Origin of the sequence: Aquibacillus koreensis (genome assembly GCF_025154055.1) — a bacterium.
In the GTDB taxonomy this organism is placed as follows: domain Bacteria; phylum Bacillota; class Bacilli; order Bacillales; family Amphibacillaceae; genus Aquibacillus_C; species Aquibacillus_C koreensis.
On sequence record NZ_JAOALK010000061.1, the window covers coordinates 68,141 to 90,740 of the forward strand.

The following is a 22,600-nucleotide window of genomic DNA, read 5'->3' on the forward strand; positions in this document are numbered from 1 at the left end:
ACTGGAAGGGGACCTTATCCAATGAAAGAAAAAGTAGACAAACTCGTCAAATGGTTACAACAACAAATCAAAGAATCTGGTGTTAAAGGACTAGTAGTTGGTGTGAGTGGTGGAATTGATTCGGCGGTAGTTACCAATCTTATTAAAAGAGCTGCACCTGAGCAATCGTTAGGGGTTATTTTACCTTGTAAAAGTAATCCAGAAGACATGGAACATGCAAAAAAGGTAATTGAACGTGCTGGTATTTCATCTGTAACCGTTGACTTGACGGAGACGCATAACGTGTTATTCTCGACGATACAACAGGAGTTAGAAGCAAGCAACCTGTTAAATGAAGATCAACAAAAGATCGCAGACGCCAATCTAAGAGCTCGCTTACGAATGAGTACGTTATATACAATAGCAACCAATCACCAATATATAGTAGTAGGAACGGATAATGCTGCAGAATGGTACACCGGTTATTTCACCAAATTTGGTGATGGTGGAGTGGATTTGGTTCCGCTTGTTCACTTAACCAAAGGTGAAGTGCGTGAAATGGCAATCTACTTGGATGTTCCTGAAGAGGTAATTAACAAGCAACCAAGTGCTGGGTTGTGGGAAGGCCAAACGGATGAAAATGAAATGGGAACTAGTTATGATATGATTGATCGCTACATTCGAGGAGAAGAAATTCCCCAAAAAGATAAAGAGATTATTGATCGTATGCATAAAAATACGGCTCACAAGCGTGAAATGGCAAGAGGCCCGGAACAGTTCTAGTAGATCAATATCGTGTATAAAAATGCCTTCCTTACTCATTCTATAAGTAAGGGAGGTTTTTTTATGAAAAAGTTAATTATATACCTCGTAATCGGATTGCTTTGCTCCACTGTTTTAGTTGGTTGTCTCGTGAAAGAAGGAGCCCAAAATGACAATATTGGTGGAAATGATGATTTACAGGACGATTACCCAATCGCTTACAATACACAGCAAGAAGAAGCCGAGCGAAATGGTACAAATGTAAACAATCCGCCAGAGCGAAATCGAGAACATTACTTAGAAGGGTTTACAACAGGCTTAAAAAAACCAGATAATCAAAACACGAAATACACGGAACAGTTTTATAATGAAGAATCGCAAAAAGTTTCTGAAGCAGTAAATAAGATCGAAGCTGTTTCCATAACACAAGTATTTTCTACGGAAGATCAAATTTTTGTATCACCGCTACTAGAACAAACGGAATATAAAGATCAAGATGATGTGGACCGAATCGTAGAGCAGGTGCGAAAACAAGTGCGACAAATAGTGCCCGATAAAGAAATAGTTATTTATACAGACGACATTTATTGGAATGAAATGCGTAATATCAATGCTCGTAATGTAGAGAATCCTGATGAAGCTAGAGATTATATTCAAGATTTTATCGATAATTTTAATCAGTAAACAAAAACCCTTTGTAAAGCAAGGTGAATCCCTTGATACAAAGGGTTTTGCATGTCGCTTTAAAGGGACAAAGTGTCTGTGCTATAGTATACCATGTGTTTTAATCAAGTAACTCAATTAGTACCGAATCTGATTTGGTTTATGTTTTTCACATAAAGGGTTGATTGGAGATTAGATGTAGCAATCAACTAGCATCAAAATAATGGAGAGGGGAATCGATAGTGGCAGGGCATTCGAAGTGGAAAAATATTCAGAAACGTAAAAATGCACAGGATGCTAAACGCGGAAAAATTTTTATGAAAATGGCCAAAGATATCTATGTAGCTGCAAAACAAGGCGGTGGAGATTTGGAAATGAACCCACCATTACGGCTAGCAGTTGATAAGGCGAAAGCAAATAACATGCCAAATGATAATATAGACCGTGCGATCAAAAAGGCTACAGGAGATTTAGACGGGACACAATATGAAGAGTTAACGTATGAAGGGTATGGCCCTGGTGGTGTAGCTGTGATGGTTGAAGTGTTGACAGATAATAAAAATAGGACAGCATCAGAACTTCGCAATGCTTTTAACAAAAATGGTGGGAATCTTGGCGAAAATGGTTGTGTTGCTTTTATGTTTGATCGTAAAGGTTATCTTGTTATCGAAAAAGAATCCACAGATGCAGATGAAGATACGCTTCTGCTCGAAGCAATTGAAGCCGGTGCAGAAGAGATGGAAACATCAGAAGACATTTATGAAATTTATACCGATATCGAAAGTTTTAATGATGTTCGAGATCAATTACGCGAACATGGTTTTGCATTAGATACTGCAGAATTAACAATGATCCCACAAACCATGACTTCTCTACAAGAAAATGATGAGAATACAATGCTAAAGTTAATTGATACACTAGAAGACATTGAAGACGTGCAGGAAGTCTATCACAATTTAGAAATAAGTTAATTATAGGAATAAGAACAGTTCATCCTACCACAAAACTTTGGTAATGATGAACTGTTTTTCATTATGGAAAAGGTGAAATATATTGTCAAATTTTAGCCACAATAACGACCGTTGTAACGGCAATAAATTGGTATAATGTGTGTTGTAGAAGTAAATTCTTAGAAGAAGGTGCTTGTTATGGCAGCGAATCAAAGTGTTGAAGATTTAGCAAGGTTAGGTAATAGTAAGGATTGGGTAGAAGCAATAAAGTTGTTAAATGGATTTAAAAATGACGAGAATCACTACTTTGTTACTTACAAGAAAGAGAATGACTCCAACGAACATGAATTTCAGTTTAATAAAGTGACTAAAGTAGATGATGAAACGTATTTAGTTGCATTCCATAAAGAAGATTATGATCGAGGAATTCGTTATTATACTGGTGAGGATATCAAACTTGACCGATTTGAAATAGTAAATGTACAAATAGTTGACCCAAGCACATATGATATTGTAGTATTTACCGACTAATTTTAGTCGGTTCTTTTTTTGTCCAAACATTAACCCTATTCCCTGATCATAAGTTTTTTCTTCATAGAATTAGACACATTTTATACATAATTCTGGTGAAATAGCAAAACCTCATGGATAGAAATTACTATAATTGGTCAAACTTATTATATAGCTTTATAGATAAGTAATTAATTATGTTTACATGGGGTGAAAAGTAATGAAGAAACACATGTTCCTTTTCGTTTTGTCTGTATCAATCGTATTTGGCGGGTTAGGATTATCTAGTTTAGTTCAAGCAGATGATCACGTAAAGAAGTCGGTGGCGGTTAGTCAGAATAAAGAGGATATGGTACAACAGCAATCTTTAGAAATACAAGTTACACTACAGAAACATTATATAGATGGCAGAGTATCCGAAGAAACGCATACAGAAACAATTGGAGCTATGGAAGATTTTTGGGCTTACTATCATGATTGGCAAGTAGTTACTCAAGAGCAGGGCGAAATTGTTTTTAAAAAGCAAGTTTCTGATATTTCTCCTTATTTAAAAGACAGAGGCTATTTTGGTCTTAGTGATGATATACTTACCATATTTGATGGTAAGCCTGGTCACGAACAAGTCATTCAATCGTTTTACCAGATTGATACGAGTGAATTAGAGAGCTACCAAGCAGACCAATTAAACGAAGGTATTAAAATCGACTCTAAAGAGGTTTACGAATATGTTTTAGAAGCATATCGTGAAATGACCCCTTCCAAATCCGTTAGCAGCTAACCTAACCATAACTTGGTTAGGTTTTTTTATTATCTCATCGTTGTATGGACAGAGTATTATATAAACTCCGCAGCAACTATCCGACCCGCTTCACAAGTGAAATTGGCTCCCTTTCCGAGGAGGAATCACGAAAAGTCCCAGAACCCGGATTTTTCTAAGTTCAGATTCCTCTTGCGGGCACGGCCTCAGCTAACTCAGTAGCAGATGTTTTGGTGGGCCGAGTAACCGCAGGCCCAAAGAACGCTCCTGAGTGGATCTTCGGCTCGCGCTGTTCCCGCAGGAGTGTCGCCATTCTCACTTGTTACGCTAGTAACTGCATCTTGTATATGTATTACCCAGTGATACAAGAAAGGAACTTAAAAATTGCTAATAAACACTGACAAGATGAACTTACTTTTAATACTTATATATAAGCTAGTGGAGGAAATATACGTAGACTCCTGTGGGGTTTGCGAGACAGGCGAGACCCTGCAGGAGCAAGGGCACTACAACGAATAAGCTACTCTGTTCCCTTGCGCCGAGGAATTAGTCATCTTTGAGTTACTAGCAGACGCAGGCGCACATCTTTTTACGACGAAGCGGCTCGGCGCTCGCCCCACGGAAAGCGGAGTGTATTTCCGGAACGGTAGAGCAATATTTCCATTTTTAGTTACTCGGATTTTATTTCAATACAGAAACAAGAAAAGCTAAAGTAGAGGGAATTAAAAATAAAAATCGATTGGTATTATACGAACATACGCTTCTGTGATAAAATAATAGAGATACACATGAGAAAGCTTATGTATGAGTGAGTTAGGGGAGAATTGGATGATTGCTTACATAAAAGGAAAGCTAGAATTAATAAATGAACAAGCTGTAGTAGTAGAAGCAAATGGAGTTGGCTATGAGATTATCTGTGCGAATCCTTTTGCTTTTCAAGATAACATTGGTGAAAATGTGCTCATTTATACGTATCACCATGTACGTGAAGATGCACAGATTTTGTATGGCTTTAAGAAGTCAGAGGAGAAAGTCTTATTTTCAAAGATTCTAAACGTGTCAGGGATTGGACCTAAAGGAGCTTTATCGATTCTTGGTACCAGTGATGTACAAGGATTTGTTGTTGCGATTGAAGAAGAGGATGAGAAGTTTTTGACGTCTTTTCCTGGTGTAGGGAAAAAGACCGCCAGACAAATGATCTTAGATTTAAAAGGGAAGTTACCAGTTTTGTTTAATGTGACTAACTTTGAAGGGTCAAACGAACAAAACTTATTCAAACAAGATGCAAACCCTCAAGCATTAGAGGAAGCATCGGAAGCATTAAAATCATTGGGCTATTCAGATAGAGAAATTAAAAGTATTCTTCCAGCACTGAAGAAGGAAACGGATGCTAATGCAGATGAATTAATTCGAAAAGGCTTAGCATTAATGATGCAAAAATAAAGGGGTGACATAAATGGAAGATCGTATGATATCGAGTGAATTACATGATGAAGATGTATCCATCGAGCAAAGTTTGCGCCCCGAAAACCTAAAACAATATATTGGACAAGAAAAAGCGAAGCAAAACTTAAGTATCTTTATTGAAGCAGCAAAGCTTCGTAATGAACCATTAGATCATGTGTTGTTATATGGCCCGCCAGGTTTAGGGAAAACAACGATGGCTTCGATCATCGCAAATGAGATGGGGGTACAGTTTAGAACTACTTCAGGGCCTGCCATAGAAAGGGCCGGGGATTTAGCCGCTATATTATCTTCACTTGAAGCAGGTGATGTTCTTTTTATCGATGAAATCCATCGATTACCTCGTTCCGTAGAGGAAATCTTGTATCCTGCGATGGAAGATTTTTGTTTAGATATTGTGATCGGAACAGGCCCAAGTGCAAGATCTGTTCGTTTAGACTTGCCACCATTCACATTGGTTGGTGCTACGACCCGGGCTGGTTTACTTACAGCACCACTCAGAGACCGGTTTGGTGTTTTGAGTCGTCTAGAATTTTATAATACAAAAGATTTGTGCTCGATCGTAGAAAGAACATCAGAAATTTTTCATGTTTCGATTTACAAAGATGCAGCAACGGAAATTGCAAGAAGATCCCGTGGAACGCCAAGGATTGCAAATCGGTTGTTAAAGCGAGTCAGAGATATATCCCAAGTCAAAGGTGAGACAGAAATTACAGTTGAAACAACAAGAATGGCTTTAGAAATGCTTCAGGTTGACCCTGCGGGGCTTGATCACATTGATCATAAATTGCTCTTAGGTATTATGGATGGATTCAGTGGCGGACCAGTAGGGTTGGATACGATTGCTGCAACGATTGGGGAAGAATCACAGACAATAGAAGATGTGTATGAACCCTATTTATTGCAAATGGGGTTTATACAAAGGACTCCAAGGGGAAGGCTAGTTACGAGAAAAGCATATGAACATTTTAATCGTGAGGTGCCAGAAGCTTGACTGGAATTGGGAAAATCTTTATTGTTGTAGGGGTTGTATTTATTATAATCGGCTTGATATGGGGAATATTTGGAAAGTTACCTGGTGATATTAGTATAAAGAAGGGGAATTTTTCATTTCATTTTCCTATTATGACGTCTATCGTTGTTAGTATTATTTTATCTGTACTATTTTATCTTATTGGTAAATTTCGCTAAGTTGTTTAGTTGAGAAGTTAGGAGATTATCATGGACATAAAAGATTTTGATTTTGACTTACCTGAAAGGTTAATTGCACAAACCCCTTTAACGGATCGGACATCTTCTCGTCTGTTAATTTTAGATCGAGAAAAACAAACGATGGACCATAAACACTTTTCAAATATTATAGATTACCTAGAACCAGGTGATTGCCTCGTATTGAATGATACACGTGTCCTACCAGCAAGGTTATATGGAAGTAAAGAAGACACAGGTGGTAAAGTAGAAGTTTTACTATTACACCAACAAGAAGGCGATATTTGGGAAGTTCTTGTAAAACCCGCTAAGCGGATTAAAGAAGGAACAGTAATCACATTTGGAGACGGAAAGCTAACCGCGACTTGTATTGATGTGCAGGAGCACGGCGGCCGAATTCTACGATTTGATTATCAAGGGATTTTTCTAGAAGTTTTAAATGAACTCGGGGAAATGCCACTTCCACCATATATAAAAGAACAGTTACCAGATAAAGAACGCTACCAAACGGTTTATGCAAAAGAGGAAGGATCTGCGGCAGCTCCAACGGCAGGGCTTCATTTTACAAGAGAATTGTTACAGCAAATACAAGACAAAGGGGTAGAGCTTGCCTTTATCACCTTACACGTAGGATTGGGTACATTTCGTCCTGTAAGTGTTGATAGTATTGAAGAACATGATATGCACGCAGAGTTATATCACATGACTCAAGAAACAGCGGAACAGTTAAATAAGGTAAAAGAACAAGGTGGTAGGATCATCTCTGTTGGTACGACATCCACGCGTACATTAGAGACAATCGCTAGAGACCATGATGGGGAACTTGTGGCTGCTAGTGGGTGGACAGATATCTTTATTTATCCTCCGTACACGTTTAAAGCAATCGATGGCTTAATCACTAATTTTCATTTACCAAAATCAACGCTTATCATGTTAGTCAGTGCTTTTGCGGGACAATCTTTTGTATTAGATGCGTACCGCGAGGCTGTGAAACAGGAATATCGTTTCTTTAGTTTTGGAGATGCTATGTTTATTAAGTAATATATTTGTCAAAAAATAAGGATAGATAGAAAGGGTATTAGAATGCCAGCAATTACCTATGAATTAATTAAGACTTGTAAACAAACAGGTGCGCGTTTAGGAAAAGTACATACACCACATGGTTCATTTGAGACGCCTATTTTCATGCCTGTTGGAACACTTGCTACAGTGAAAACAATGAGCCCGGAAGAATTGGAACAGATGAATGCTAAAATCATTCTTTCCAACACGTATCACTTATGGCTAAGACCTGGTGAGGATATTATTCAAGAAGCTGGTGGCCTCCATAAATTTATGAATTGGGATGGAGCCATATTAACGGATTCTGGTGGGTTTCAGGTATTTAGTTTAAGTGATTTAAGGCAAATTGAAGAAGAAGGTGTCCACTTTAGAAATCATATTAGTGGGGAAAAACTTTTCTTATCACCGGAAAAAGCGATGCACATTCAAAATGCGCTTGGGTCTGATATTATGATGGCATTTGATGAATGTCCACCATATCCAGCGGAACATAAGTATATGAAGGATTCTGTGGAACGTACAAGCAGATGGGCGGAGCGTTGTCTAGAAGCGCACAACAGAACCGACGTGCAAGGTTTATTTGGCATTGTACAAGGTGGAGAATATGAAGATCTACGTCGCCAGAGTGCAAAAGATCTAACGTCCATGGATTTTGCGGGGTATGCCGTTGGTGGATTATCGGTTGGTGAACCAAAAGATGTGATGAATCGCGTATTAGACTTTACAACTCCTTTATTACCAACGGATAAAGCTCGTTACTTAATGGGCGTTGGATCTCCGGATTCGTTGATTGATGGTGCCATAAGAGGAATTGATATGTTCGACTGTGTTTTACCGACGAGAATCGCAAGAAATGGTACGTGTATGACTTCGCAAGGTAGATTGGTTGTTCGAAATGCGAAATACGCACGTGACTTTTCACCAATAGACCCTAATTGTGACTGTCATACGTGTAAAAATTATTCAAGAGCGTACATTCGTCACCTAGTAAAAGCAAATGAAACATTCGGTTTTAGACTTACTACTTATCATAATCTTCATTTTCTGTTAAAATTAATGGAGCAAGTCCGAGAAGCTATAAGAGAAGATCGACTTGGCGATTTCAGAGAAGCATTCTTTGAACAATATGGGTTTAATAAACCTAATGCTAAAAACTTCTAAGAAGGAGGGGTTACTTTGGAAACTTTAGTTGGTTTAGCACCAATATTATTGATGTTCGTTATTTTTTACTTCCTATTAATCAGGCCGCAACAAAAGAAACAAAAGCAAACAAGACAAATGCAAGCTGAATTGCAAAAGGGAGATAAGATCATCACAATCGGTGGATTTCATGGAACAGTTCACGCTATAGACGAAGATACACTTGTATTGACTGCGCAAGACGGTTCAAAACTTACATACGATCGCTCGGCTGTAAGAGAAGTATTAAATAGAGACTAATAAAAAAGCTGTCATCACTGAATGTATATCATGCATTCAGTGTGACAGCTTTCTTTATTAGTTACATGTTGCGCTCAAAAAGGACCCCAAATTGGTTTATCTGCTCTCCTGATTTGAACTCATATTAACGCCCATCACACCACCAAATAGAGCAGCAAGTAAGAACCCACCATGATGTAGCAATTGTGCTAAGGAAAAGCCACTGCTATATCCTAAGTATTGATAGAGTAGGATAAACAGTGTAAAGCCTAAGCCTGTTAATCCTCCTAGTATCCAACCTTTCTCTTTCCCTTTTAACCCAGCAACTAGTCCACCTACAAATAAAGCGATTAAACTTATAACAAGTGTCGTCCAACTAAGTGTTGAGGCACCTAAAGAAGTGAACCGTAATAACATTGCAAGAATTAGACTTGCAAGCAACATCACTCCAAACACAACAACCCAACCCCATAGTAATGCAATAATTCGTGATTGTGCCAAGTCATTCCCTCCCTGTTTGTCCATTTGTATCATTTTATTCTAATTTTTTTTGAATAGAATAAAATAATTTAAACTCCGTTGAATACATTTAAAGATATAGGGAGTTTTGTCCAGACATGGACTAACTTGATGCGCTTGTTTGTTTCGGTAATTGGAATAAGCAGGCTATATATTTGTTGGGGAAGGGGACAAGGTATGTCTGCTACCATTGCGATCGTTATCTTTATCATAAGCTACATATTTATCGTTTCAGAGAAAGTAAATCAAGCGTTAGTTGCCCTTTCCGGCGGTGTGTTGCTGTTGTTAACAGGTGTGTACGAATGGAATGATGCATTTACGAATTATATTGATTGGAATACAGTTGCATTATTATTTTCGATGATGGTACTCGTGTCCATAACGAAAAAAACGGGTTTATTTGAATATATTGCCATTACATTCGCTCAAAAAGTTAAAGGGGCACCAATTCCACTACTTATCGGTTGTGCGATCTTGACTGCGATTGGTTCAGCCTTATTGGATAATGTAACGACAGTGTTATTGTTTGTACCGATTATTCTAACACTAACAAAGTTACTTCAATTGCCGTCGTTTCCGTATTTATTGGTCATTATCTTCAGTTCTAATATTGGTGGAACAGCTACCTTAATTGGAGATCCGCCGAACATTATGATCGGTCAAGCCGTAGAACATCTTACCTTCTTATCTTTTATAACGAATTTAGGCCCTATTGTTGCGATTATTTTTACCGTAATGTTAGTAGTCGTTGTATTCTTATTTCGAAAACAACTCGTTCAACATGATAAATTCTCGGATCAATTAATGAAAATGGATGGGTCTGAATACTTAAAGAAAACGCCGATGCTTTACCAATCTGTCACTGTTTTATCGTTAACGATCATAGGGTTTTTACTGCATCCAATTGTACATGTCGATCTAACCACGGTAGCTGTTTGTGGGGCACTATTGTTGTTATTGTTAACGGAGAGAGAAGTTAGTTCTGAAAAAATATTTGAAGAAGTGGAATGGGTCACGCTATTCTTTTTCATTGGTTTATTCATGCTAGTTGGCGGATTGGAAGAGGTTGGAGCAATTGATGAGTTAGCGAAAGGTATTATGTGGATGACAGAAGGGGATCTTCCATTCACAGCAATTTTAATTTTATGGACTTCAGGATTATTTTCTCAAATAATTAATAATATTCCTTTTGTAGCAGCAATGATTCCTGTCATCAATGAATTTCAAGCATACGGAATGGCGAATTTAGATCCATTATGGTGGTCTTTAGCTTTAGGGGCGTGCTTAGGTGGAAATGGAACGTTAATAGGAGCTTCCGCGAACGTGGTTGTTGCAGGACTTGCGGAGGGGCAAGGACAACGAATTTCTTTTCTTAAATTTTTATTATATGGGATTCCACTTGTGCTATTATCCTTACTTCTTACGTCTATTTACGTCTATTTACGATATTTATTGCCTTTTCAAGAAGTGTTGTAAGTAGCATAAGTTGTGTTGCGATAGGAGATAATAAAGGTAAATCCCTGTCGTAAGGAAGTGGCACATTTGGAGTTAGAAATAGGGAAAATTATCTTTCGAACCATCCTTACCTATATCCTTGTAGTGATTCTATTTAGAATGATGGGCAAAAGAGAAATCGGCGAGTTAAGTTTGCTGGATATTGTTATTTTTATTATGGTCGCTGAAATGGCAGTATTTTCTATTGAAGATCCGAGTAGTACAATTTGGCATGCTATTATTCCTATGATCGTTTTGTTGTTAATACAAAGATTAACGGCGTGGCTTTCCTTAAAGAGTTTTTTCTTCAGAGACTGGTTTGAGGGAAAGCCATCTGTTATTATTTCAAAAGGTAAGATCGATGAATATGAGATGAAAAAACAACGGTATAACTTTAGTGACCTCATGCAACAATTAAGAGAAAACGGTACAAAGAGCATTCAAGATGTAGAATTTGCGATATTAGAAGCATCAGGTAAGTTATCGATTTTTGAAAAAGATAATACACAACAAGCCATTTCACCAGATGGATATGTAGTTCCGTTAATTCTTGATGGGAAAATACAAAAAGAATCTCTAATAAAAATTAATCAATCTGAGCTTTGGCTGGAGGAAGAGTTGAAGAAACGAGGGTACATGTCTATTAAGTCTATTTCATTCTGTTCCTTAGATAGTAATGAACAGTGGTACATTGATGTGAAAGATGAACAAAGATAAAGATAAGTGAGGCACTGAATCTGTTAGCGCAGATATCAGTGCCTTTATTTTAATGTAAGAGAAAACTAAAAACGCGCGACATGGACTGTCGCACGCTGTTTTCTACTTAAACAAACTTTTTGAAAAATGGAATTTGCTCCAACTCTTCTTTTGAAATAAGCTTAAGTAAGAATAATAAGAAGATATAGACTACGGTTAGACTAAGTAATAATGCTAAAAAAACAGGAAGGTTCTGATGATAATTGACAAACACATTCTTAAAAATGGAACCAGCCCACCAAGTTAAACCTAATAAGGAAGCCATTTTCATTACTTCTACAAGTGGAATACGGAAAGAAATAACTTTCATCAATGTGACTAAATGAAGAACCGTTCCTAATAAAACACCAACTGACATCGCAAGCGCAGCACCCATGATCCCAAATTCATCATTTGTAGCTAATACGATTAAAAAAATAAATTTTACGACTGTACTAATAATGCTGTTCCACATTGCTGGTTTTGCATAATCTAATGCTTGAAGCGAGGCATTTAATGGAAACTGTATATATAAAAGTAAGAAAAAAGGTGCCATTAAAACTAAAAATTTACTCGCGCCATCTGTACCATACATGTAAGATAGAATGGGGGAAGCAAATAAAGTTAGTACAATCGTTGCAAGTGCACCTGATGCAAATGAAATTCTTATCGCTTGATGAATTCGATAGTGGATCAATCTTTTGTTATTTCTGGCATCCGCTTCACTTATATTCGGGACTAGAGCGACTGCTAAGGAATGCGTGATGAAAGTTGGTAAAAATAATAATGGTAATGCATATCCAGTTAGTTCACCGTATTGTTTTGTGGCAACGGCTGTTTGAAGTCCGGCTATGGCTAAACTCTGCGCGACTAAGATTGGCTCTAGGAAGTTAGAGATAGAACCTACTAAACGACTGCCTGTACTAGGAAGAGCAATAGACATGAGCTCTTTCAACGTGCTTTTGCCTGTTTGGATATATTTTAAAATATTGTATCTAAGTTTGATCCGCTTCTTAGTCTTAAACATGTAGAGCATAAACATGAGTGAGCAAAACTCACCGATGATGACGGATATCATCGCTCCGGCAGCTGCAAATTCTATTCCATATGGTAAGAATAGATTCACCAAAAATGCAACACAGGAAATCCGCACGATCTGTTCAATTACCTGTGCATAACTTTGTGGTTTCATATTCTGGCGACCTTGGAAGTAACCTTTAATAACAGATGATATGGCACTGATTGGAACCATGGGGCTTATAGCTAGTAATGGTAGAAGTGTTCTACTATCCGTCAATAGCGTATTTGCAACAAATGGTGCAAAGGCAATCATCCCTATCGTGAAAAAGATACTTAGTGTTCCTGTAATGGATAAAGAAATGATTAGAATTCTTTTTATTTTTTTTGTATCGCCATAGGCTTCTGCTTCAGCAACTCGTTTTGAAATTGCAATCGGTAACCCGAATTGAGATAACGTATAGATCAAAAACAGAGTAGGCAATGCCATATTATAAAGGCCAATACCTTCTTCACCCATAATTCTTGCGACCACAATCCTGTTTACAAATCCTAGGAATCTTGTAATCATTCCTGCTAGAATTAGAATTAATGTTCCTTGTAAAAATGTTTGTTTGGTCACATTGACCGACCTGCCTTCTCAAAAAATTAAAATTCATATACAATGATGTATATGCGAATAGATTGGGCAAGCATGACAAGCTTTCATAAATTATTAAGGGAATAAAGAGGGGGCAATCAAATGATAGTGACAAAGCGTGCAAGTGAATGGAAAAAAATGTTGGTCCCAGTATTAGATAGTAAAGTAGATGAATTTAAATTGTTAGGGTATTCACGTACGACCGTAGACGATATTTGGAATTGCTTAACACAAAAGGTGTGGAAGGGTGACCCGGATAAACGATTACACGAAGTAACGCAAGATATCTTTCATTTAAGCTCCAATATATATATGAGCTATTTAACCATTCACGCGTATAAAGATGATGAAGGTTTAATGGCGTCAATCGCTGCGTTAACAGAATCAAAAGAATCGTAGTTTTTGTGACGTACATTGACAGGAGCATCTATTCGTTTCATAATAATTTAGTACTAAAATTTATTACTATTAATAAGAAGCACTCAATCTACAAGCACTCTATGGTTTTGGCTAATAGTTATATAGTTAATTTTTACAGGTTTTCAATTATATGCCTATTTGTCTGATTTAATCATTACATATCGTTATAGTGGATAGAGTAAAGGAGGCAATTCACCATGGTGAAACGAGGTAGGATCGTTGCCTTTTTTCTAATCGTACTAGTATTTGCAGGAACGATTGGGACAACGATTACTGGTATTACGAAAGACATGAAGTTAGGTCTAGATCTACAAGGTGGCTTTGAAATCCTATATGAAGCAACTCCAGTAGATGAAAATGAAGAAATTACTTCAGAAGCGCTAGAGCATACGGTTGAAATGTTAAGGCATCGTGTGGATGTTCTAGGTGTTAGTGAACCAAACTTTAGTATTGAAGGGGAAGATCGAATCCGTGTTCAACTTGCGGGTGTAGATGATCAAACAGAAGCACAGGAGCTCTTATCAACTGCTGCAAGATTATCCTTTCGTGATGTCAATGATAAAGAATATCTAGATGGTTCAGACATCGATGCTAATAGTGCTAGACAGGATTTTGATCCACAAACGAATCAACCAATCGTAACCGTGGAATTTAAAGATGCATCTGCTTTTGGGGATGTTACGCGAGAAATATATGAGAATGATGACTTGCTGAATCGACTCGTAATTTGGATGGATTATGAAGAAGGTGACTCTTATTTAGCAGAAGCTAAAAAAGCGGATCCAAAATATGTTTCTGCACCTGGATTTAGCGAAGTAATTAATTCACCAAGTGTCATGATTGAAGGCGGATTCACTATTGATGAAGCAAAACAATTAGCAGACATATTAAATGCAGGTTCCCTACCTGTTAATTTAGAAGAGCAATACTCTAACTCTGTTGGTGCCCAGTTTGGTTTACAAGCAATGGATAAGACGATCTTTGCTGGCGCACTTGGTGTTGGACTGATCTTCTTATTTATGATTGTCTATTATCGTTTACCAGGTATCATCGCAACCGTTACATTAAGTATATATATTTACCTTATTCTATTAGTGTTTGAATTGATGCAAGGTGTGCTAACTTTACCAGGGATTGCAGCATTGATTCTTGGGGTTGGTATGGCAGTAGATGCCAATATTATTACCTATGAAAGAATTAAAGAAGAGCTTAAAGAAGGTAAGAGTGTAAAAGCAGCATTTAAATCGGGTAGCAGTAACTCGATCTCAACGATTGTAGATGCGAATATTACGACGTTAATTGCTGCAACGGTGCTATTTATTTTTGGTACAAGCTCTGTTAAAGGCTTCGCAACCTTATTAATTGTAAGTATTTTACTAAGCTTTGTTACTGCCGTGTTTGGTTCAAGACTATTCTTAGGACTTTGGGTTAACAGTGGGGTATTGAACAAGCGAAAAGGTTGGTTTGGCGTTAAACAGTCAGACATCAAAGATATCGCAGTTAACGAGGAAGTAGAACCAACTGTTTTTGGAAAACAATTTGATTTTGTAAATAATCGCAAGAAATATTTTGCTATTTCGATTGCACTAGTAGTAGCCGGGATCATATGTCTAAGTATTTTCCGACTTAATCTAGGCATTGATTTTGTTTCTGGTTCGCGTGTAGAAGTTTCCTCTGATCAGCCACTGACGGTTGAAGAAATTGAAGAAGGATACGAAGCACTAAATCTTGAACCGAGCAGTAAAATTGTATTATCAGGTGACAACAATAATATTGCAGTTGCTCGTTTTGGTGATGATTTGGATCAAGAAACAGTAACAGAAATCCGAGCTTATTTTAACGAAAAGTATGGATCTGATCCGAATATAAGTACTGTTTCACCAACGGTAGGTAAGGAGTTAGCTAAAAATGCGCTCTTAGCAGTATTATATGCCTCTATTGGTATTATCATTTATGTCACCTTGCGTTTCGAGTTTTACTTTGCGTTGACGGCAATTATTGCTTTACTACACGATGCTTTCTTTATCTTAGCGTTGTTTAGTATTACAAGGTTAGAATTTGATATCACCATAATTGCAGCTATCTTAACAATTGTCGGGTATTCGATTAACGATACGATCGTTACCTTTGACCGGATTAGGGAAAACTTAAAACGGAAGAAAAAAATCAAATCGTTTGCTGAGCTTGCACAGATTATTAATAAGAGCTTAATGCAGACATTAGGTAGAAGTATTAATACCGTAATTACAGTTGTATTTGCAGCGGTTATGTTATTAGTGTTCGGTGCATCACCAATTACTAATTTCTCTTTCGCATTAGTTGTCGGCTTAATTGCTGGTACGTATTCTTCCTTGTTTATCGCAGCACAGTTGTGGCTGATCTGGCGTGGTAAGAATATTAAAGACAATCCAATTGTATTTGAAGAAAAGAAACGTAATGACGGTCCACAAGTATAAGCATTCTCCCCTTGTTATCTATAACAAGGGGATTTTGTGTATATAATAAGTATGTTAACCCCTATAAATCGACATAGTCTGCTAAGTCCTTTATAATGACAAGAAAAGGTGACTGTGAGGAGGTACATGTATGAAAGGGCAAACATACATCATATTAGCACTTGTTTTTGCAGTAATCGTTGCTATTTTTGCTGTAATAAACGTCGAACCCGTAGAAGTGAACTATTTGTTTGGTACAGGTAACTCACCCTTAATTTTAGTTATCCTGGTTTCTGTCTTAATGGGTGGAATAATTACGGCCTCAGTTGGAATTGTTCGTTTATTTAAGCTTCAAAGAGAGATTCGACTCTTGAAACAAGAAAACCTTAAACTACAAGAAAATAGTGGTAATGATGTTGATGAGAGTAAATCAAATGAGGAAAAAACGTTGTCCCCTAGTCAAATTGGGCAAAGTTCTGGTGAATAATTGGAATGAAATTCTGTTTGCTCCCCCTGACTCACTTATGTATAATAAGTGAGTCAGGGGTGAATTTATGTTACAAAGCCAATCAAATTGGAAATTTACATATAAAGAAGCTATAGGGGAAGGTTCGGACCTAGAGCAACAATCTTTATCTTCATTAACAGAGCGATTATTAATGCAACGAGGAATTACGTCGAGTGAAGAGGTAGAGAAATTTCTACATCCTTCGTTAGATAACTTAATCGATCCATCCCATTTACATGACATCGATAAAGCTGCAGAACGTGTTCATCTTGCGATCGAGCGAGGAGAGAAAATACTTGTTTTCGGTGATTATGATGCGGATGGTGTTAGTTCTACAAGTGTACTAATGGAAGCACTACGCGAATTGCATGCTATGTGTGACTTTTATATACCTAATCGCTTTACGGAAGGCTATGGACCAAATGAAAAAGCATTTCGAGAAGCGCACCAATCTGGATATCAGTTAATTATTACTGTTGATAATGGTATTGCTGCGTTTGAAGAGGCAGATCTTGCAAAAGAATTAGGTATCGACCTAATCATCACAGATCATCATGAAGTACAAGAAAAACTGCCGAATGCATTTGCGATTATACACCCTAAGTGTTCGGATAATTATGCATTCAAAGAGCTAGCTGGAGTTGGTGTAGCCTTTAAATTTGCAGAACGATTATTAGGGTATTTTCCTAATCATCTTTTGGACTTGGTTGTCATTGGTACGATTGCAGACTTAGTACCATTAGTCAGTGAAAATAGAATACTCGCCTACCATGGTTTAAAGGCTTTAACAAACTCGAAAAGACCGGGTGTACAAGCATTAAAAAAGATTTGCAAAATCGATGGCAAGGTAACGGAAGAGGATATCGGTTTTCTGATTGGACCTCGTCTAAATGCAGTCGGTCGATTACAGGATGCAGATCCTGCGGTAGATCTATTGCTAACAGATGATCCTGATGAAGCAGAAGAGCTTGCTTCGTTTATACAAGAGTTGAATCAAGAAAGACAGAAGATCGTATCTGACATTACAAAAGAAGCAGAGCAACTAGTAAAAGATGAATCAGAAGGTAATGAATGTGTGATTGTTGTTGCGAAAGAAGGTTGGAATGAAGGTGTATTAGGCATCGTTGCATCAAAACTAGTTCGAACATACCAGAAGCCAGCGATCGTTCTATCCATCAACGAAGAAAAGGGACATGCAAAAGGTTCAGCTAGAAGTATTGATGCATTTGATTTGTTTTCGAACTGTATGCAAATAAAGGACACGTTTATTCATTTTGGAGGCCATGCACAAGCGGCAGGAATGACCTTAGCAAAAGAGAATGTAACTGTCCTACGTCAAAAGCTAAACCAAATGGCATCTGACAGTCTAACAGATGCCGACTATAAGCAAAGTTTATTAGTGGATGCTACGATTAAACACGAGGAGTTAGATGTTAATTTAGTAAAAGAGATAGAAAAGCTTGCTCCTTTTGGAATGGGTAATCCTAAACCACTATTTCATATTCAATCACCCATGAAAGAAATAAGACAGATTGGTAGTCAACAAAATCATCTGAAGATTATGTTTCATGAAGATCAACACGTATTGGACGGTATCGGCTTTGGAATGGGAGATGTTTATCCATTCATTGCACCCCATTCCATTATTGATGCCGTTGGCGAACTACAAGTTAATGAATGGAATGGGATGAAAAAAGTTCAATTATTATTAAAGGATCTTGCTGTTTCAGAATGGCAACTCTTTGATTATAGAGGCTCTAAACGTTGGCATAATCAACTAAGTCATACATCCTATGACACGACACTTGCGGTGAGCTTTCAGGCCTATGACCAACATAATCTTCCTGTTGAAAGTAATTACTTTTCTTTTGTTGATCGTAATATTAAAGAGTTAAATGGGTTAACAATAAAAGAACTCATACTATTAGATTTACCAACTACACTAGAACAATTAGATGACATGTTACAGGTAACAAAGCCAGAACGAATATATGCGTGTTATCAAGTTAATGATAGTCAGTTTTTTAGTTCGGTTCCAAATAGAGAGGACTTCAAATGGTTTTATGCGATGTTAATAAAGCGAAAGCAGTTTGATCTGAAGAAGGATACACCTAAACTGGCAAACCATAAGGGTTGGAAGCCAGAAAAAATAAAATTCATTATCGATGTGTTTTCTGAATTAGATTTTGTTAGAATAGAAAATAACACAATACTACCAAATGCAAATCCTTCAAAAAAGGATCTGACGGAGTCAACAACCTATCAACATAAATTGCATCAATCTGATATAGAGGCAAAACTATATTATACGAATTATCATGAATTGAAAAGCTGGATGAGCCGTAATATGGATGAGGTTAGTTCGGTTAAGGAGGAAGTAAGTTATGGATTATAAAAAGTACATTACTGTAGTTGAAGATTGGCCAAAAGAGGGTGTCAGGTTTAAAGATATTACAACGCTTATGGATAATGGTCCTGCATATAAATCAGCTGTTGATGAGATTGTTACTTATGCAAAAGAGAGAGATATAGATCTTGTAGTAGGTCCAGAAGCAAGAGGATTTATTGTAGGGTGTCCTGTTTCCTATGCGTTAGAGATTGGTTTTGCACCTGTTCGTAAAGAAGGTAAACTACCTAGAGAAGTTGTAAAAGTAGATTACGGCTTAGAATATGGAACAAATGTACTAACCATTCATAAAGATGCAATCAAACCAGGGCAACGTGTCCTTATTACGGACGACTTATTAGCAACAGGTGGAACAATTGAAGCAACGATTAAGTTAGTAGAAGAGTTGGGCGGAATTGTAGTTGGTTGTGCTTTCTTAATCGAGCTAACTTATCTGCATGGCCGTGATAAATTAGAAGGTTATGACGTATTAACATTAATGGAATATTAATAATAGGGAAAGGAGTGCTCTTTTAAAAAGGGTACTCCTTATTTTCCAATAATGATGTGTGCCCATGTGTAACCAATTTCATGTTGTGCATTTCAAGTAAAGAGCTGTTCACTTTAACAAGATAAGAACTTTTTCTTTACATTTTCGTTACTTTTTTCAATACTATAAGAAAGCAGTTCTCATAATCATATTATATTTATTCTATAGAGTAGAAAAAACTGTCCATTTCTAAATGAACAGTGTTAAAGAGGGACAAAGGTGATAAGATGTCGAAGGATAATATTCTAACAGCAGAAGATGTAATAGAGCAGGCTTCTCAGTACCTTTCTAAAGAAGATACTGATTTTATTAGTCGCGCCTACAAGTTTGCTGAACAAGCACACCATGGACAATTCCGTAAGTCTGGAGAACCTTATATAATACACCCAATCCAAGTTGCGGGTATTTTAGTTCATTTAGAATTGGATCCAGAAACAATTGCTGGTGGCTTTTTACATGATGTTGTGGAAGATACAGAAGTAACAATTGAACAAATTCAGGAAGCATTTAATAGTGAAGTAGCAATGTTGGTAGACGGCGTTACAAAGCTTGGAAAAATAAAATATAAGTCTAAAGAAGCGCAACAAGCAGAAAACCATCGTAAAATGTTTGTGGCGATGGCGAAGGATATTCGTGTCATTCTAATCAAACTAGCTGATCGACTTCATAACATGCGTACATTAAAACACCTTCCATCAGAAAAGCAACGTAGAATTTCAAATGAGACATTAGAAATTTTTGCTCCTCTCGCACATCGTTTAGGTATTTCAACGATCAAATGGGAATTAGAAGATACTGCGTTAAGGTATCTTAACCCACAACAATACTATCGTATTGTCCATCTCATGAAGCAGAAACGTGAAGAACGGGAGCATTATATTGAGGATGTCATGCAAGAAGTCCAAAATCAGTTAGAAGACGTTAAAATTGAAGCGGATTTCTCTGGACGACCTAAACACCTTTATAGTATATATCGCAAAATGGTCTTGCAGAACAAGCAATTTAATGAAATATATGACCTTCTTGCTGTGCGGATTATTGTGAATAGTATTAAAGATTGCTATGCCGTGCTTGGTATTATTCATACGTGTTGGAAACCGATGCCTGGTAGGTTCAAAGATTATATTGCAATGCCTAAGCCAAACTTATACCAATCCTTGCATACAACAGTTATTGGACCCAAAGGCGCACCACTAGAAGTCCAAATACGAACGAAAGAAATGCATGAAATAGCTGAGTTTGGGATCGCAGCCCACTGGGCATATAAAGAAGGAAAACAAATTGATAAAAACAAATTAAATTCAGAAGAAAAACTAGCTTGGTTCCGTGAAATTATTGAATGGCAAAGTGAGACACATGATGCAGAAGAATTTATGGAATCCTTAAAAGTGGACTTATTTTCTGACATGGTCTATGTGTTCACTCCTAAAGGAGATGTGATTGAACTCCCAGCCGGATCAGTACCACTCGATTTCGCCTATAAAATTCACACAGAAGTTGGGAACCAAACAATAGGTGCGCGAATAAACGGAAAGATGGAACCACTAGATTATCAACTGAAGAATGGCGATATCGTAGAAGTTATGACATCGAAACATTCGTATGGTCCATCTCAGGATTGGTTGAAGATTACCCAAACATCGCAGGCTAAGAATAAGATAAAACAGTTTTTCAAAAAGCAGCGTCGTGATGAAAATATTATCAAAGGGAAAGAAATGGTAGAAAAGGAAGTCCGAGTGAGTGGCTATGAACCTAAAGATGTATTCACGACTGAAAATATTAAAAAAGTGGCAGAGAAGTTTAATTTTACGAATGAAGAAGACATGTATGCAGCTGTTGGCTATCAAGGTATAACGGCTTCTCAAATAGCAACAAGACTAACAGAAAAAATTAGGAAAGAAAAAGAAGTTCAAGACTTAGAAAAGTCACTAGAAGGTGTAAAAAGTAGTGAATTCAAGTCACCATCCAGTCATAAAAGAGATTCAGGTGTAAAGGTAGAAGGTGTGGATAATCTACTTGTTCGACTATCAAAATGTTGTAATCCTGTGCCTGGAGATGATATTTCAGGTTACATTACAAAAGGTAGAGGTGTTTCTGTGCACCGTGTAGATTGCCCGAACATTCAAACGGATGAGGCTCAAGAACGAATCCTCCATGTAGAATGGGAAAATTCTGATACCCAGACAAAACAATACCATGTCGATCTCGAAATATCTGGTTACGATCGTAGAGGTTTGCTTAATGATGTATTGCAAGCTGTTAACGAAACAAAGACAAATATCATTGCAGTAAATGGAAAATCCGACCGAAATAAAATGGCTCTTATTCATATAACCATCTTAATTCATAATTTAAGTCATTTAAGAAGAATTGTAGATAGGTTAAAGCAGATTAAGGACGTTTATACGGTCGAAAGAATGTTGCAGTAGTAGAAGGAGGGGTGCTAATCATGAGAGCGGTTATTCAACGAGCAAAGGACGCCTCCGTAACGGTAAACAATGAAGTCATTGGCGAGATAAAAAATGGGCTCGTTGTTTTACTTGGTGTAACACATGAAGATTCATTAGAAGACGCAAAGTATTTAGTTAATAAAATTGTACACCTCCGCATTTTTGAGGATGACATGCAAAAAATGAATTTGTCTTTAAAAGACGTTCAGGGGAGTATCTTATCAATCTCCCAGTTTACACTCTACGGGGATTGTAAAAAAGGAAGAAGACCCAACTTTATGCAAGCAGCCAAGCCTGAACCTGCTAATGAATTGTACAAGCAGTTTAATGCGCTAATAGAAGCGGAAGAAATTGAAGTACAAACTGGTGCTTTTGGTGAGATGATGGATGTGCAATTAACGAATGTAGGTCCTGTTACATTAATCCTGGATAGTGAAGATCGGAAGTAAAGATGAACGGCTCAGTAAATCACACTGAGCCGTTTTTTTAATATTTCGATTCTATTACTTTGTGGCATATAATCAATATACTGCGCAGCAACTTCCTTACGGTCTTTTGGGGATGAGTGCTAGATTTCCGCTGCGGAAAAACACTCGCTTTCCGTGGGGAACGCTTCAGCTTCCTCGCTCGCAAAGAGCGCTCACTGCGGGATCTTCAGACTGTTCCTTTCC

At 37.4% G+C, this 22,600-nt stretch carries 22 protein-coding genes; 20 read left to right on the forward strand and 2 right to left on the reverse strand.

Annotated features, from left to right (window positions below; all coding sequences use genetic code 11):
- Window positions 1–21 precede the first annotated feature (21 nt).
- The 11 genes from nadE to yajC all read left to right on the forward strand — a co-directional run bounded on the left by nadE (window position 22) and on the right by yajC (window position 8,796).
- Window positions 22–762 (forward strand): NAD(+) synthase, encoded by a 741-nt coding sequence (nadE, locus tag NYQ66_RS19745; RefSeq protein ID WP_259871999.1) that lies wholly within the window; start codon window positions 22–24, stop codon window positions 760–762.
- 63 nt (window positions 763–825) lie between these two features.
- Entirely contained in the window at window positions 826–1,425 is a 600-nt protein-coding gene (locus NYQ66_RS19750) for a YhcN/YlaJ family sporulation lipoprotein (protein WP_259872000.1), read from the forward strand.
- Between the two features lie 221 nt (window positions 1,426–1,646).
- Window positions 1,647–2,375: a YebC/PmpR family DNA-binding transcriptional regulator gene (locus NYQ66_RS19755; protein WP_259872001.1), complete on the forward strand. Its 729-nt coding sequence runs from the start codon at window positions 1,647–1,649 to the stop codon at window positions 2,373–2,375.
- 177 nt (window positions 2,376–2,552) lie between these two features.
- Window positions 2,553–2,885, forward strand: coding sequence for a hypothetical protein (locus tag NYQ66_RS19760; RefSeq protein ID WP_259872002.1), 333 nt, complete (start codon window positions 2,553–2,555; stop codon window positions 2,883–2,885).
- Between the two features lie 199 nt (window positions 2,886–3,084).
- Window positions 3,085–3,642 (forward strand): intercompartmental signaling factor BofC, encoded by a 558-nt coding sequence (locus NYQ66_RS19765; protein ID WP_259872003.1) that lies wholly within the window; start codon window positions 3,085–3,087, stop codon window positions 3,640–3,642.
- An 807-nt stretch (window positions 3,643–4,449) separates the two neighbouring features.
- Entirely contained in the window at window positions 4,450–5,064 is a 615-nt protein-coding gene (gene ruvA / locus NYQ66_RS19770) for a Holliday junction branch migration protein RuvA (RefSeq protein ID WP_259872004.1), read from the forward strand.
- Between the two features lie 13 nt (window positions 5,065–5,077).
- Complete coding sequence (ruvB, locus tag NYQ66_RS19775; protein WP_259872005.1) at window positions 5,078–6,079, forward strand: Holliday junction branch migration DNA helicase RuvB; 1,002 nt, start codon at window positions 5,078–5,080, stop codon at window positions 6,077–6,079.
- The gene (locus tag NYQ66_RS19780; protein ID WP_259872006.1) at window positions 6,076–6,276 is read left to right on the forward strand and encodes a DUF2905 domain-containing protein; all 201 of its coding nucleotides are present in this window, start codon (window positions 6,076–6,078) and stop codon (window positions 6,274–6,276) included. Before ruvB ends, NYQ66_RS19780 begins: the two co-directional genes overlap by 4 nt.
- Before the next feature lie 30 nt (window positions 6,277–6,306).
- Window positions 6,307–7,335, forward strand: a complete 1,029-nt coding sequence (gene queA / locus NYQ66_RS19785; RefSeq protein WP_259872007.1) for a tRNA preQ1(34) S-adenosylmethionine ribosyltransferase-isomerase QueA — start codon at window positions 6,307–6,309, stop codon at window positions 7,333–7,335.
- Window positions 7,336–7,377: 42 nt separating this feature from the next.
- The gene (gene tgt, locus NYQ66_RS19790; protein ID WP_259872008.1) at window positions 7,378–8,517 is read left to right on the forward strand and encodes a tRNA guanosine(34) transglycosylase Tgt; all 1,140 of its coding nucleotides are present in this window, start codon (window positions 7,378–7,380) and stop codon (window positions 8,515–8,517) included.
- Window positions 8,518–8,532: 15 nt separating this feature from the next.
- Window positions 8,533–8,796: a preprotein translocase subunit YajC gene (yajC, locus tag NYQ66_RS19795; protein ID WP_259872010.1), complete on the forward strand. Its 264-nt coding sequence runs from the start codon at window positions 8,533–8,535 to the stop codon at window positions 8,794–8,796.
- 96 nt (window positions 8,797–8,892) lie between these two features.
- Here the strand turns inward: yajC and NYQ66_RS19800 are convergent, their stop codons facing one another.
- Window positions 8,893–9,276 (reverse strand): TIGR04086 family membrane protein, encoded by a 384-nt coding sequence (locus tag NYQ66_RS19800; RefSeq protein ID WP_259872012.1) that lies wholly within the window; start codon window positions 9,274–9,276, stop codon window positions 8,893–8,895.
- A 195-nt stretch (window positions 9,277–9,471) separates the two neighbouring features.
- Here NYQ66_RS19800 and NYQ66_RS19805 point away from each other — a divergent pair, with 195 nt between their 5' ends.
- Window positions 9,472–10,770 (forward strand): ArsB/NhaD family transporter, encoded by a 1,299-nt coding sequence (locus NYQ66_RS19805; RefSeq protein ID WP_259872013.1) that lies wholly within the window; start codon window positions 9,472–9,474, stop codon window positions 10,768–10,770.
- Window positions 10,771–10,908: 138 nt separating this feature from the next.
- The gene (locus NYQ66_RS19810; RefSeq protein ID WP_407652128.1) at window positions 10,909–11,505 is read left to right on the forward strand and encodes a DUF421 domain-containing protein; all 597 of its coding nucleotides are present in this window, start codon (window positions 10,909–10,911) and stop codon (window positions 11,503–11,505) included.
- Window positions 11,506–11,611: 106 nt separating this feature from the next.
- Here the strand turns inward: NYQ66_RS19810 and spoVB are convergent, their stop codons facing one another.
- Window positions 11,612–13,162, reverse strand: a complete 1,551-nt coding sequence (gene spoVB / locus NYQ66_RS19815) for a stage V sporulation protein B (RefSeq protein ID WP_259872015.1) — start codon at window positions 13,160–13,162, stop codon at window positions 11,612–11,614.
- 120 nt (window positions 13,163–13,282) lie between these two features.
- Between spoVB and NYQ66_RS19820 the strand changes: the two genes are divergently transcribed.
- The 7 genes from NYQ66_RS19820 to dtd all read left to right on the forward strand — a co-directional run bounded on the left by NYQ66_RS19820 (window position 13,283) and on the right by dtd (window position 22,378).
- Entirely contained in the window at window positions 13,283–13,579 is a 297-nt protein-coding gene (locus NYQ66_RS19820) for a post-transcriptional regulator (RefSeq protein ID WP_259872016.1), read from the forward strand.
- Window positions 13,580–13,797: 218 nt separating this feature from the next.
- Entirely contained in the window at window positions 13,798–16,056 is a 2,259-nt protein-coding gene (secDF, locus tag NYQ66_RS19825) for a protein translocase subunit SecDF (RefSeq protein ID WP_259872017.1), read from the forward strand.
- A 130-nt stretch (window positions 16,057–16,186) separates the two neighbouring features.
- Window positions 16,187–16,522, forward strand: a complete 336-nt coding sequence (locus NYQ66_RS19830; RefSeq protein WP_259872018.1) for a LapA family protein — start codon at window positions 16,187–16,189, stop codon at window positions 16,520–16,522.
- Between the two features lie 67 nt (window positions 16,523–16,589).
- Entirely contained in the window at window positions 16,590–18,938 is a 2,349-nt protein-coding gene (gene recJ, locus NYQ66_RS19835) for a single-stranded-DNA-specific exonuclease RecJ (RefSeq protein WP_259872019.1), read from the forward strand.
- Complete coding sequence (locus tag NYQ66_RS19840; protein WP_259872020.1) at window positions 18,928–19,440, forward strand: adenine phosphoribosyltransferase; 513 nt, start codon at window positions 18,928–18,930, stop codon at window positions 19,438–19,440. The genes recJ and NYQ66_RS19840 overlap by 11 nt, the downstream gene beginning before the upstream one ends.
- Before the next feature lie 266 nt (window positions 19,441–19,706).
- The gene (locus NYQ66_RS19845; protein WP_259872021.1) at window positions 19,707–21,908 is read left to right on the forward strand and encodes a RelA/SpoT family protein; all 2,202 of its coding nucleotides are present in this window, start codon (window positions 19,707–19,709) and stop codon (window positions 21,906–21,908) included.
- Window positions 21,909–21,928: 20 nt separating this feature from the next.
- The gene (gene dtd / locus NYQ66_RS19850; RefSeq protein ID WP_259872022.1) at window positions 21,929–22,378 is read left to right on the forward strand and encodes a D-aminoacyl-tRNA deacylase; all 450 of its coding nucleotides are present in this window, start codon (window positions 21,929–21,931) and stop codon (window positions 22,376–22,378) included.
- Window positions 22,379–22,600: the final 222 nt, after the last annotated feature.